13 protein-coding genes are annotated in these 12,639 nt (G+C 71.7%); 6 read left to right on the forward strand and 7 right to left on the reverse strand.

The window, feature by feature from the left end; genetic code table 11:
- Positions 1-23 precede the first annotated feature (23 nt).
- The 4 genes from V6M51_RS05350 to hemC are packed head-to-tail and all read right to left on the reverse strand — an operon-like array spanning position 24 to position 4,150.
- Positions 24-1,553 (reverse strand): heme biosynthesis protein HemY, encoded by a 1,530-nt coding sequence (locus V6M51_RS05350; RefSeq protein WP_332765278.1) that lies wholly within the window; start codon positions 1,551-1,553, stop codon positions 24-26.
- Complete coding sequence (locus V6M51_RS05355; RefSeq protein ID WP_332765280.1) at positions 1,550-2,425, reverse strand: COG4223 family protein; 876 nt, start codon at positions 2,423-2,425, stop codon at positions 1,550-1,552. Before V6M51_RS05355 ends, V6M51_RS05350 begins: the two co-directional genes overlap by 4 nt.
- A gap of 3 nt (positions 2,426-2,428) precedes the next feature.
- On the reverse strand, positions 2,429-3,127 hold the full coding sequence (locus tag V6M51_RS05360; RefSeq protein ID WP_332765282.1) for a uroporphyrinogen-III synthase: 699 nt from the start codon (positions 3,125-3,127) through the stop codon (positions 2,429-2,431).
- A gap of 54 nt (positions 3,128-3,181) precedes the next feature.
- The gene (hemC, locus tag V6M51_RS05365; RefSeq protein ID WP_332765284.1) at positions 3,182-4,150 is read right to left on the reverse strand and encodes a hydroxymethylbilane synthase; all 969 of its coding nucleotides are present in this window, start codon (positions 4,148-4,150) and stop codon (positions 3,182-3,184) included.
- A 73-nt stretch (positions 4,151-4,223) separates the two neighbouring features.
- Between hemC and tsaD the strand changes: the two genes are divergently transcribed.
- From tsaD to V6M51_RS05390, 5 genes are read left to right on the forward strand one after another with little or no spacing between them, the layout of a single operon-like run.
- Positions 4,224-5,315 carry a tRNA (adenosine(37)-N6)-threonylcarbamoyltransferase complex transferase subunit TsaD gene (gene tsaD, locus V6M51_RS05370; protein WP_332765286.1) on the forward strand — a complete coding sequence of 364 codons (1,092 nt, stop codon included), beginning with the start codon at positions 4,224-4,226 and terminating at the stop codon, positions 5,313-5,315.
- Positions 5,312-6,301: an NAD(P)H-dependent glycerol-3-phosphate dehydrogenase gene (locus tag V6M51_RS05375; protein ID WP_332765288.1), complete on the forward strand. Its 990-nt coding sequence runs from the start codon at positions 5,312-5,314 to the stop codon at positions 6,299-6,301. Before tsaD ends, V6M51_RS05375 begins: the two co-directional genes overlap by 4 nt.
- 9 nt (positions 6,302-6,310) lie before the next feature.
- On the forward strand, positions 6,311-6,598 hold the full coding sequence (locus V6M51_RS05380) for a YciI family protein (RefSeq protein ID WP_332765289.1): 288 nt from the start codon (positions 6,311-6,313) through the stop codon (positions 6,596-6,598).
- Positions 6,595-6,963, forward strand: coding sequence for a Rieske (2Fe-2S) protein (locus V6M51_RS05385; RefSeq protein ID WP_332765290.1), 369 nt, complete (start codon positions 6,595-6,597; stop codon positions 6,961-6,963). The genes V6M51_RS05380 and V6M51_RS05385 overlap by 4 nt, the downstream gene beginning before the upstream one ends.
- Positions 6,964-7,020: 57 nt before the next feature.
- Entirely contained in the window at positions 7,021-7,737 is a 717-nt protein-coding gene (locus tag V6M51_RS05390) for a class I SAM-dependent methyltransferase (RefSeq protein WP_332765292.1), read from the forward strand.
- A gap of 3 nt (positions 7,738-7,740) precedes the next feature.
- Here V6M51_RS05390 and V6M51_RS05395 read toward each other — a convergent pair whose 3' ends face one another.
- The 3 genes from V6M51_RS05395 to V6M51_RS05405 form a co-directional block, all read right to left on the reverse strand.
- Positions 7,741-8,496: a creatininase family protein gene (locus V6M51_RS05395; protein WP_332765294.1), complete on the reverse strand. Its 756-nt coding sequence runs from the start codon at positions 8,494-8,496 to the stop codon at positions 7,741-7,743.
- A 59-nt stretch (positions 8,497-8,555) separates the two neighbouring features.
- Positions 8,556-10,136 (reverse strand): M28 family metallopeptidase, encoded by a 1,581-nt coding sequence (locus V6M51_RS05400; RefSeq protein WP_332765296.1) that lies wholly within the window; start codon positions 10,134-10,136, stop codon positions 8,556-8,558.
- A gap of 72 nt (positions 10,137-10,208) precedes the next feature.
- On the reverse strand, positions 10,209-12,275 hold the full coding sequence (locus V6M51_RS05405; protein WP_332765298.1) for an acylase: 2,067 nt from the start codon (positions 12,273-12,275) through the stop codon (positions 10,209-10,211).
- A 208-nt stretch (positions 12,276-12,483) separates the two neighbouring features.
- On the opposite strand from V6M51_RS05405, the gene V6M51_RS05410 reads away from it, so the two are divergent.
- A partial coding sequence (locus V6M51_RS05410; protein WP_332765314.1) for an acetyl-coenzyme A synthetase N-terminal domain-containing protein occupies positions 12,484-12,639 on the forward strand: 156 nt, incomplete at its 3' end.

Raw genomic sequence — 12,639 nt, forward strand, 5'->3', positions numbered from 1 at the left:
CCCTGCGGTTCGCGAGCGAGCGCCTACTTAGCGGCTCTCGGCGCGCTCGCCAAGCGCCGCCTCGCTTGTGAGCGACGTTCTCCGGCCCGCGGGGGGCTCGGCGCCGGCGGCTCATCGTCCTCATAGACGCCCTCGCCGATCGGATAGGGCGCCGACTGCGCCTCCTCATGCGCCGAAAGGAACGCCGCGGAGTCCGCGTAGGAAATGGGCAGCTGCGGCAGCTCGCTCATGGTCCGCTCGCGCCGCTCGTGGCGCGGGTGCAGCAATTCGCCGGTTTCCGCGTAGCTGGCCACCAGCCGGGCCCAGTCGGCGGGCTCATAGGCGAAAGCCCGGCCCTCCGGGTCGAGGTCGGACCAGTCTGGCTCCTGGGCGGCCGACACCCCGCGCGCCATCCAGACCCGCGCCTCGTCAGGCTGGCCGGCGGCGAAGTGCGCGCGCGCCAGCAGGCCGGCGGTCCGGGCGGTGAGGGGTTCGGTTTCCAGAATCCGCGCCGCGCCCAGCGCCCGGTCCGCGTCCCCGGCGATCAGGGCCTGCTCGACCGCCAGGATGCGGCTCTCGCGCGCCTCGGGGTTCAGTTGGGCGAGTTCGGCCAGGCGCCCGGCGCGCTGACGCGGGGTTTCGTCGGTCTTCAGGTCGCGATAGGCCAGCCAGAGGGCCGGATGCGGCGCGGCCTTCCAGGCGCTTTCCAGGGCCTGGGCGGCGCGGCCGGCCTTGTTGTCGGCGGCGAGCAGGCGCGCGGCCATCACCACCCCGGGCGCAAAGCCAGGCTGCAGCTTGGCGGCCTCGACCGCGAAGTCCAGGGCCTGGCCGCGGGCCTTGGGATCGGCGGAGCCTTCGAGCTGGGCCGCCGAGGCGGCCAGCAGGGCGGCGCGGGCCCGCTCGGCCACGATGGGCGAGACGATCTTGCGGGCGAGCGCGCCCTTCACCAGGTCCAGCGCCCCGTCCCAGTCACCGGCTTCGAGCCTGGCCTCCAGCAGGGCGCGCCAGGCCCAGCGAGCGGTGCGCGCCAGGCCATAGGCCTGCTCGGCATGGCTGAGGGCGGCGGCGCGGTCGCCCTGGGCCAGGGCGGCCTGCATCAGGCCCCGGTGACCGGCCAGCCGCATCTCCGGGAAGCCCAGCATGGCCGAATAGGCCGCCTGGACCGCGACGGGATCGTCGGCCGCGTCGGCGGCGTGGGCGGCCAGGACCCGGACCAGGCCCGGCGCCTCGTCGGCGAGATCGGCCGCCTTCAGGGCCAGGCGGCGCGCCTCCAGGCCGTCGCCGGCCGCCGCCGCCAGGAAGCCGCGGGTCAGCACCTCGTTGGCTTGTCGGCGACGGGTCTCGGCCCGGGCGCGTTCGGCCCGGCGCGGGGTCTCCACCACCCAGAGCAGCAGCCGCCAGCCGATCATGGCGGCCAGGGCCACGAACAGGGTGATCAGCACGAAGGCCGCGGCGGTCATATCGGCGCGCCAGCCCAGCCAGACCAGCGTGGCGTGGCCGGGCTCGCCGGTCATGGCCAGGATGGCGGTCGCGAGCGCCGCCACCAGGAAGAAGATGATCGCCGCGCGGATCATCCGCCGCTCCGGGCGAGACCGGCCAGGTCCTCCAGCGCCAGGGCGCGGACCTGGGCGATCCGGCGGTCGATGTCGGCCCGCCGCTCGGCCCGCACGCGCCAGGGGGCGAGCGCCGTCTTGCCGGCGGGCGACAGCCGATCGAGGGTGTTCAGCGCCGCGACGATGTCGCCCTCCTCCACCTCGACCTCGGCCTTGGCCAGGACCGCGTCGACGCCGGTCCCCGGAACGTCGCCCACCCGGCGGATCGTCACGATCCGCGACAAGGCGTGGCCGATGCGGGCCAGCAGGCCGGCGTCCTCCCGCGGCGAGCGCGCCGCGGCGGCCGCGCGCGCGGCGTAGTCGGGGAAGCTGGCCGCCAGGGCGGCGCGGCTGGGCGCGCCCTGCTCGGCGTAGGACCGGAGCGAGCGCAGATCGGCAGAGGGCGGCGCCACGGCGGCCAGGGCGGCGAGTTCGTCGGGGAAAGGCCGCGAGGTCTGGGCCGCCTCCATGAGGGCCGCGGCGGCGAGCGCCCCGGCCGCGGCCTGGGCTGCGCGGGTCTGGCGCACCTCCAGGGTCGCCAGCTGTTGCGCCAGGCGCGCGACGTCGGCGGAGGGCGTCGCGGCGTCGAGCGCAGGCTCAGGACTCGTCGGAACCAAGGCCGGAGCCGCGGGCTGCGCGGGCGCTGGGCTTGAAAACCCCACCGCCTCGGCGGCGGGGCGCGGCTTGGCCGGGAACATCCGGGGCCCGAAGCTGGCCAGGACGTAGCCGGCGACGATGCAGAGCAGGCCGAAGATGATCATCGCCCAGAAGGCGGGACCCATCACCCGCGCGCGGCCATAGGACCCCGGATCACGGGGGGCGGAGAGCTCGGCAGGATCAGGCGACACGCTCATGGCCTAACGGTCTATCAGATTCAGCAGCGCCGCTTCGAGGGGGAAGGGCGAGAAAACCCGCGCGGCGACCTTGGCCCGGGCCAAGGGCTTCATCACCGCCTTGGAGAGACACAGAACCCGCAATTGCGGCAGCGGTTGGGCTCGCAACAGGGCGGCCAGGACCTGGGCGGCCTTCGGCGAATGGACCAGGGCCGTGTCCAGCCCGGGCAGGGCCGCCAGGGTCTCCTCGTCGAGCGTTGCGGCCACCGTGTCGTAGAGCACGGCCTGCCGGGCCTCGATCCCGTTGCGCGCCAGGACGCCCGCCAGGTCCCCGGCCAGCTCGGCCGCGCCCGCATGCAGCACCGCCCCGGTCAGCTCGGCGCGGCGCACCGCGATGCCCTCGGCCAGGGCCGCCACGTCGCCGTCGGCCGACAGCACCCGCTTGAACCCCGCGGCCTTGGCCGCCTGGGCGGTGGCCTGCCCCACGGCGAACACCCGCAGGGACCGGTCCGTGGTCAGCTCCGCGAAGGCCCGCACCCCGTTGGAGCTGGTGAAGGCCAGCGACCCGACCCCCTCAAGGTCGATCACGGCGTCGGGGAGGGTCCGCATCTCCAGCAGCGGGGCCACGAAGGCTTCGTGCCCCATCTCGCGCACACGGGCGGCCGTCGCCGCCGCGCCCGGCTGGGCGCGGGTGATCCATATCCGTTGGGGCGTCTTGCTCATGGCAGGGGGGAGAACCTTCACCGCTCGCAACCCTGACGGCGGACGCCGCCGGAATCAATGCGGCGGCAGGATCAATTCGCCGGCTTCCTCGGCGATCGCCTCGCCAAGCGACAGGCCAAGCGCACGCGCGGTGTCCTCTGGATCGCCGGCCGAGGACAGTTCGGCCGAGCCCTCGCGGCGGAACCGGTGGACGCCGTCCTGGGACAGGGCCTCGACGATCAGGTGCAGGTCCCCGTCGCGCAGGCGGGCGAAGGCGCCGATGGCGGTCTTGCAGGACCCCTCCAGCGCCATCATCGCGCCGCGCTCGGCGGCCACGGCCACGGCGCTGGGCGCATGGCGTATCGCCTCCAGCCACGGCGCGCCCATGTCGGCGATGCGCGTCTCGATGGCCAAGGCGCCCTGGCCCGGGGCCGGCGGGCATTCCACCGGGTCGAGCAGGCTCTGCGGCAGGTGGCCGAGCCCCAGGCGCTTCAGGCCGGACAAGGCCAGCAGGATCGCGTCGGCGTCGCCGGCCGCCAGCTTGGCCAACCGGGTGTCGACATTTCCCCGCAGCATCTGGACGTCCAGGTCGGGCCGCTTGTGCAGCGCCTGGGCCTGTCGCCGCAGCGAGGCCGTGCCCAGCACCGCCCCCCGGGGCAAGTCTTCCATCCGCTGGGCCTTGGGGCTGAGGAAGGCGTCCCGGGGATCCTCCCGCTCGGGGATGGCAGCGATGCACAGCCCGTCGGGCAGGATGGCGGGCATGTCCTTCAGGGAATGGATCGCGCAGTCGATGCGGCCGTCGAGCAGGGCCTCCTCGATCTCCTTGGTGAACAGGCCCTTGCCGCCCACCTCCAGCAGCCGGCGGTCCTGGATACGGTCGCCTGAGGTGGTGATGACGATCAGCGGCGCGACACGCGCGACCGCGTCGGCGTCGCCCGGATCGGCGCCCAGGGCGGCGGCGATCCGGCGCTGCATGATCCCGGCCTGGGCCAGGGAGAGCTTGGACCCGCGGGCCCCGATCCGGACGGGCGGTTGCATGGGCACGATGCGCGGTCTACCTCGGCGAACGAAAGGAAGAGCCCGTCCGCTACAGGACGGGACCGCGGGCCGCAACCGAATGACCGCACTGCTCACCGTCCTGGGCCTCGAGACCAGCTGCGACGAGACCGCCGCGGCGGTCGTGCGCCTGGACGCCGACGGCCGGGTCGAGGTGCTGTCGTCCATCGTCGGGACCCAGATCGCCGACCATGCGCCCTATGGCGGGGTGGTGCCGGAAATCGCCGCCCGCGCCCATGTGGAGACCATCGACACCATCGCCGCCGAGGCCCTGAAGACCGCCGGCCTCGGCTATGGCGACCTCTCGGGCGTCGCCGCCACGGCCGGGCCGGGCCTGGTGGGCGGGGTGATGGTGGGGCTGTCCTTCGGCAAGGCCGTGGCCCTGGCGCGGGACCTGCCCCTGGTGGCGATCAATCACCTTGAGGGCCACGCGGTCTCGGCGCGCCTGGCCGCCGACATCCCCTATCCCTTCTTGCTGCTGCTGGTCTCGGGCGGCCACTGCCAGCTCCTGGAGGTCGCCGGGGTGGGCGCCTGCCGCCGGCTGGGCACCACCATCGACGACGCGGCCGGCGAGGCCTTCGACAAGATCGCCAAGACCCTGGGCCTGCCCTATCCCGGCGGCCCCGCCCTGGAAAAGCTGGCGGAGGGCGGCGACGCCTCGGCCTTCACCCTGCCCCGCGCCCTGCTGGGCCGCGAGGGCTTCGACTTCTCCTTCTCGGGCCTGAAGACCGCCGCCGCGCGTTTGGCGCAGACCGTGACCGACGAACCCGCCCGCAGGAACCTCGCCGCGGCCGTCCAGGCCGCCATCGCCCGCCAGCTGGCCGAGCGCACCGACCGCGCCATGATCGCCTATGCTCGCGAGCACGAGGGCCGGGCCCTGCGCTTCGTGGTGGCTGGCGGGGTGGCGGCCAACGGCGCCGTGCGCGCCAGGCTCAAGGAGACCGCCCTGGCCCGCGGCTTTTCCTTCGACGCCCCCCCGCTGGCCTATTGCACCGACAACGCCGCCATGATCGCGCTGGCCGGCGCCGAGCGGCTGGCGCTCGGGATCAGCGACCCCCTGGACGCCCCGGCCCGGCCGCGCTGGCCGCTGGACGCCGCCGCGGCGCTGGCCAATCCCATCCACGTCCATGGCCGAAAGGGCGCCAAGGCATGAGAAGCGCGGGCGTCATCGGCGGCGGAGCCTGGGGCACGGCCCTGGCCCTAGTCTGCGTGCGGGCCGGCCTCTCGGTCACCCTCTGGGCGCGCGAGCCCGAGGTGGTGTCGGGGATCAACGAGACCCACGAGAACCCCATCTTCCTGCCCGGCGTGGCGCTCGATCCGGCGGTGCGCGCCACCGCCGACCTGGCCGACCTAGCCCAGGCCGACCTGATCCTCAACGTCACCCCCGCCCAGCACCTGCGCGGCAGCCTGGCGGCCTTCGCTCCCCATGCGCGGCCGGGCGTGCCCATGCTGCTCTGCGCCAAGGGGGTCGAGCAGGCTTCGCTGAAGCTGATGACCGAGGTCCTGGCCGAGACGCTGCCCGCCGCCGCGCCCGCCGTGCTGTCGGGCCCGAGCTTCGCCGGCGAGGTGGCCCGCGGCCTGCCCACCGCGGTCACCCTGGCCTGTCCCGACGAGACCCTGGGCCGGGCGCTCGCCGAGGCCATCGCCACGCCCACTTTCCGCCCCTACCTGGCGTCCGACATGGTGGGCGCGGAGATCGGCGGCTCGGTGAAGAACGTCCTGGCCATCGCCTGCGGCATCGTCGAGGGCCGCGGTCTGGGCCGCAGCGCCCACGCCGCCCTCATCACCCGCGGCTTCGCCGAGATGACCCGCATGGCCGTGGCGCTGGGCGGGCAGGCCGAGACCGTCGCGGGTCTCTGCGGCCTGGGCGACCTGGTGCTCACCTGCTCCAGCCCGCAATCGCGCAATATGAGCGTCGGCCTGGCGCTCGGGTCCGGCCAAACCCTGGATCAGGCCCTGGCCGGCAAGGTCTCGGTCGCCGAGGGCGTCGCCTCGGCGCCCGCCGTCCGGGCCCTGGCCGCCAGGCTCGGCGTCGAGACCCCCATCTGCGAAGCGGTCGCCGCCATACTGGCCGGCGAGGCCGATGTCGACGACGCCATCGCGGGCTTGCTCTCGCGCCCCCTCAAGACCGAACGATAGGAACCGCATATGCCGCTCTTCGCCCTGTTCTGCGCCGACAAGCCCGACTCCCTGCCCCTGCGCATGGCCACCCGCGAAGCCCACCTCGCCTATATGGCCGGCTTCCGCGAACAGCTCCGCCTGGCCGGTCCCATGTTGGACGACAAGGGCGACATGGCCGGCTCGATCCTCTTCCTCGAGGCTGAGAACCTCGCGGCCGCCCAGGCCTTCAGCGCCGGCGACCCCTACAGGCAGGCAGGCCTGTTCGACCACGTGCACATCACCGCCTTCAAGCCCACGGTCGGGACCCTGGGGTGACCCGCGACGGTCCCGACAACCCCGCCCGGCCGCTGGCCGGTACGGACCTCTGCGCCCTCGCCGACCTGGCCGATCCCGGGTCGAAAGGCTTCCGCTTCCGCCAGGAGCGGCTGATGTTCGCCGGCTTCGTGGTGCGGGTCGGCGACGAGGTGCGGGGCTATGTGGATTCCTGTCCCCACGCCGGCTGGCCGCTGGCCGCCTGGGACGACCGCTACCTGACCCGCGAGGGCGACCTGATCCTCTGCGGCGGCCACGCCGCCCTGTTCCGCCCGCTGGACGGGGTCTGCGTGGCCGGTCCCTGCGCCGACCAGCGCCTCAGCCCCTGGCCGGTGGCGGTGATCGACGGCCGCGTCGTCACAACCTGAGAAGCTTCCTTAACGCCTGCCAGCTAAACCGTGGCCGGTCTTTCAGGAGAGGCTCCCATGGCCGACGCCCTTCGCGCGCTCGCGACGTTCAACGGACGGTTCGCGCCGCAATTCGCCAGGACCATGCTGGCCACCCCGCGCGCCGACGAGGAGGCCGCGGCCTTCGCCGCCCATTGCGACGCCAAGGGCTTCGAGTTCACCGAGGCCTGGGCCGACAACAATTTCCGCTTCGTCTCGCCCCTGCTGCGCGCGTTCGCCAAGGACAAGGGCCAGATCCGCTATCTCGAGATCGGGGCCTATGAGGGCAAGAACCTGGCCTTCATGGACTGGCTGCTGCCGGCCCGGCTGGACGTCACCGTCATCGATCCCTGGTTCGACGAAGAGCTCAATCCGGAAGAGAAGTACCTGGCGGTCGAGCCGCGCTTCCAGCGCAATGTCGCCAAGCTCAACTTCGACAAGCTCACCGCCCGCAAGGGCTTCTCGACCTACGAACTGCCCAAGATGCTGGAGGTCGGCGAGAAGCTGGACCTCATCTATATCGACGGCTCCCACACCGCCTGGGCGGTGGGCGTCGACCTGGCCTATTGCGCGGCCCTGCTCGATATCGGCGGCATGATGGTGCTGGACGACTACTGGCACGACGAGAGCGAGATCGGCGGCCCGGGCGTGAAACAGGCCGTGGACCATTTCCACGCCGTCTTCCGCCAGTATTTCGAGATCACCGCCGTCTACCGGCAGGTGGCCCTCACCAAGATCCGCGACATCCCGCGGTAGGGCCTACCCCCGCGCCGGGAATGGTTCGGCGGCGAACTCCGCGACATCGGCGATCAGGCCTTGGGCCGCCATGGCGACCAGCTCCCCGCCCTTTTCCGGCGTGGCCTGGGCAGGGTCGGAGCCCATGCGGCCGTCGGGATAGCGGGCGCGGAAGTCCTTGGCCTCGCGGATCGGACCGGTCGGCGCGATCTGCGGCGCGTAGTTCGCCGCCTTGATGTGGTCGGGATAGGCCCACTGGGTGACGGCGATCTCCGAGGGAGTGGCGTGGCTGCCGTGGCCGGTGGGGAACTGGCGGTTGGCGAGCGCAAGCACGCCGCGCAGCTCCCACCAGTTCTTCAGCTTGCAGGAGAACCCACGCTCGACCCGGGCGAAGCTCGCCTCGGCGTAGAGCTCGGAGAAGGCCGCCTCGATGGTGGCGACGTTGCCGCCGTGGCCGTTGAGGAAATAGATCTTCTCGAAGCCGTGGGCGTGCAGCGAGCGCACCCAGTCGCCGATGGCGGCGATGAAGGTCGAGGGCCGCAGCGAGATGGTGCCCGGAAAGCCCAGATGATGCTGGGCCATGCCGATGTTGAAGGTGGGCCCCACCAGCAGGTCGGAGGTCTTCTGCGCCTCGTGGGCGATGATCTCCGGGCACAGCCAGTCGGTACCCAGGAGCCCGGTCGGCCCGTGCTGCTCGTTGGAGCCGATCGGGATCACCACGCTCTTGGAATGTTCGAGATAGGCCTCGATCTCTTGCCAGGTGGAGAGGTGGAGCAGCATCGGAAATCCCGGGGTTCGCGTCGAAGGATCGGTCTTAGCAGCTTGCGAAGGCGCGCGCCTCAGTCGGCGAAGCGCTTGAAGAAGCTGGTGTCCTTCCAGGCCGGCCGCTTGGGGGCGTTGGCCGCCTGCAGGATGACCGCCGCCATATAGGCGTTGAACTTCACCGCCTCGGCCCGCTCCACCGGCTGGGTGAGGTCGTCGGCCAGGCCGTGATAGCGGTTGGAACGCCAGGCCTTCTCGATCTCCGCCTGCGGCGTTCCCGGCTTGAACCCGAACTTGAAGGCGAGCGCCGGCACCCCGGCGCGGATGAAGCTGTACTGGTCGGAGCGGATGAAGGAGTTGCGGTCCGGGTAGGGGTCGGCGACGACCTCGAGGCCCTGGGCCTTGGCCGCGGCGCGGGCGGCGTCGCCGAGCGTGCTCTCGTCCGCCCCCAGGACGATCACCGAGGTCAGGGGCCAGAGCGGCAGGGCCATGTCCATGTTGAGGCCGGCGACGACCGAACCCTTCGGCACGCTGGGTCGTTCGGCGAAATATTTCGAGCCCAGCAGGCCCTTCTCCTCGGCGGTGACCAGGACGAACAGCACCGAACGCTTCGGCTTGACCCTGGCCGCCGCCATCTGGCGGGCGACCTCCAGCACGCTGGCCACGCCCGAGGCGTTGTCCATGGCGCCGGGATAATAGGGCGCGCCCTTGCCGGTCTCGTTGAGTCCCAGGTGATCGATATGGGCGGTGATCACCACATGCTCGGCGGCGAGCGTGGGGTCGGAGCCCGGCAGCTTGGCGACCACGTTCTGCGAGGTGACCGCCGAGACGGTGGCCGCGACATCGGCCTTGAGCCCCACCTTGAGGTCGAAGCCCTCGATCGGCTTGGCGGCGTCGGCCAGGGCCAGAACCTGCGCGAAGCTGTGGCCCGAGCGGGCGAACAGCTTCTCGGCGGTGGCCGGGTTGAACGAGGCCGAGAACTTGGGCGCTCCGGCGTCCTGCAGGGTCGGGTCGGCCGGGTACATGCCCGGCTGCACCGAGTTCTCGATATTGCGCGTCCAGGGGACCTCGGCGGTCTTGGGGCTGGAGAGCGAGATCAGGCCCACGGCGCCGGCGGCCTCGGCCGCCCGCCAGGTCTGGGTTCCGCGCGAATGGGACTTGAGCGCCGCGGAGATCTCGCCGGGTCCGCCGTTGATATAGACGGCGATCTTGCCCTTCAGGTCCTGCCTGGCGAAGTCGTCCACGCCGATCTCGGGCAGGTGCAGGCCATAGCCGATGAAGACCAGGGGCGCCTCCACCGCGGGCAGTTGCGGGATGCGCGCCCCCAGGATGATGTCGGGGCCGACCTCCAGCGGTGTGGTCTGCGACCCGGCCGTCAGCGCGACGCTTGATCTGGCGGCGTCGATCCTCTGCACCGCGAAGGTGACCGGCTGCAGGTAGAGATCGGTTCCGGCAGGCTGCAGCCCATAGGCCTTGAACTGGCCGGCGGCATAGGCCGCGGCCTTGGCGTGACCCGGACTTCCGGTCAGCCGGCCCTCGAAATCCGGCCCGGCCAGGGTCTCCACGTGGCCCCACCAGCGCGCCTCGTCGGTGAGGGGTGCGGCGGCCAGGGCGGGGGTCGCGGCCAAGGCGGCGCAGAGGACGAGGACAGGACGCATGCGGAACACTTCCAGACAGAACGAACCGCCAGACTGCGCCGATCCGAGAGCGCCGCACAAGCTACGGCGGCGTCATTCCCCGGGCCGATAGTCGCGGCGGACATGGCCGGCGAGCTCAGCCTCCGTGAACAGCACCGGCTTGGTCTTCATCCCCACGAACAGGGGTGTCTGGTCGCCATAGTGCGGCGAGGCCCGGTCCTGGGTGGCGGCGCCGAACTGGTGGACGCTGCGGGAGGAAAGCTTGCCCGCCTTGTCCCAGCTCACGAACATCACGTAGGTGTCGCCGGCCAGGGCGGCGAGCCGGCCGTCGAGGCCCGGCCGGCCATAGATCGCCCGGAAGATGTCGGGACCGCCGTCCACCGGCATGTCCAGGGCCCCGCGGCGGATGCGGTTGGCCTCACCCCATCGCGGGTCGATCCGGCCGTGGAAGCTCTTGAGCTGGGCGGCCGACTGCTTCAGGGCGGCCAAGGGCGGGCTCCCGCCCTGCAGGGTGACGGCGGTCAGGACGCTGAGCGCCGCGGCGCGGTTGTCGACATCGGTCCGGCGGTCCCAGCCCGCCACCAGGGCCTTGGCGGCGGCGAGGTCTGGATCGTTGCCCACATCGAGCGCGGCGATGGCGGCGACCGACTTGGCCGCGTCGGACTGGGCGCTATAGGCCAGGTCGTACTTGTAGGCGTCGAACTCCGCCTCGGTGATCGAGGGATCGGCGCCATAGGTCTCCAGCGCCCGCCATGCGCGGTTGGTCATGTTGGCCTGGACGCCGAGGGTCCTGGAATAGGCCTCGGGCTTCAGGTCGTCTGCCGGGTCGGAGGCGCGGAACGGGGTGTTGTTGGAGTTGAACACCAGGCCGGACTTGGGATTCCACAGCTGCGGGATCTTCGAGAACGGAACCAGCGCCTTGGGGATCAGGTCGGAGCGGTCGCCGGGCACGACGCCCGACCAGTCGACGCCCTCTTTCCGGACCGGGAACTTGCCATTGTAGACGTAGCCGACATTGCCCTTCTCGTCGGCATAGACGTAGTTGATCGAGGGCAGGGCCTGCAGGGCCATGGCCTGCTTCCATTCCGCCAGGGTCCGGGCCTTGTTGAGCGCGAAATATTGCTGGGCCTGGCGCACCTCGTCCTGGCCCGCATAGCGCACGGCGAACACCCCGTGATCGGTGCGCACCGCCGGGCCGTGGACGGACCGCAGCACCTCCCGTTCCACGGCTTTCAGGCTGCCGTCGGCCTGCTTGACCTGGATCCTTGCCGTGCGTTTCTCCAGCCGTTTCCAGACGCCGTCGAGGCGGTACTGGTCGGGATCGGCCGGGTTGATTGACAATGTGTAGACATCGGCCAGGTCGGGATTGTTGACCGTATTGGCCCAGCCCAGATGCGCGTTGTGGCCATGCAGCATGAAAGGCGAGCCGGGGAAGAAGCCGCCGGTGACGTGCCAGCCCTGGCCGCTCTCCACCACCGCCTCGTACCAGGCGAAGGGGCCGGTGAAGGGCTGGTGCGAATTGACCAGCAGCCGGGTCGCCCCGTCCGCCGAGCGCGCCGGGCCAACCGCCAGGCCGTTGGAGCCGGTGGGCAGGGTTTCCAGGGAAAGCTCGGCCGCCACGATGGGCGAGGCGGCTCCGGCCATCTTGGCCGGCGCCATGGTCCGGCGGAAGACCCCGTCCAGGCCGTAGAAGTTGGGACTGTTCAGGATCGTCCCGGCGACCAGGTCGCGGCCGGTGAAGGGCGCCATGCCCGGCGCCGTCTTGTCCGGATGCCTTGCGGCATAGGCATTGACCCCCGCCGCATAGGCCTCGAGCACCGCCCGGACATCGGCGGGTAGGTCCTTGTCGTAGCGACGCTCGACCACCCCCCAGACGTCCAGCAGCTGGACCATGTAGTCGCTCTCGAGGCCCGACGGTCCCTGGTCCGTGGCCAGCAGGCCCCGAGCCGCCAGGGCGCCCTGCTTCAGGGTGACGAAGTCGTCCTCGGCCTGGGCGTAGCCGAGGCCATAGGCGGCGTCGGCGTCGGTCTTGCCCAGGATGTGCGGCACGCCCCAGTCGTCGCGCCGGATGCGGACGTCGTAATCGGCGGCCGTCGCCGGCGCGCTGACCAGCAGCGCGAGGGCCACGCCGCAGGCGGCCCGTCCAGATCCCCAAGTCATCATCGTTTCCCCCGTTTGCCCGATGATCGGCCCGGCCAGCGCCCACGCCAAGCCTGACCAGAGGGAAACCGGCGAGGTTTTCGCCCCTGGCCTGTTGCGCCGAGGCTCCCTCTCCGCATAACTCCCCGCAAGTCTGTGAGAAGGAGTGCGCGCAGTGAGCGACGGCGAGGTCTTTCCGGTTCCGAGCGCCTGGGCCAAGCGCGCGCATATGGACGCCGCCGGCTACGAGGCCGCCGTCGCACAGGTGGAAGCCGATCCGGAGGCCTATTGGCGCAAGGTCGCCGGCCGCCTGGACTGGATCACGCCCCCGACCCAGATCAAGGACACCTCCTTCCACAAGCACCCGTTCCACATCCGCTGGTAC

It is taken from the genome of Phenylobacterium sp., from assembly GCF_036677185.1.
Taxonomy (GTDB): domain Bacteria; phylum Pseudomonadota; class Alphaproteobacteria; order Caulobacterales; family Caulobacteraceae; genus Phenylobacterium.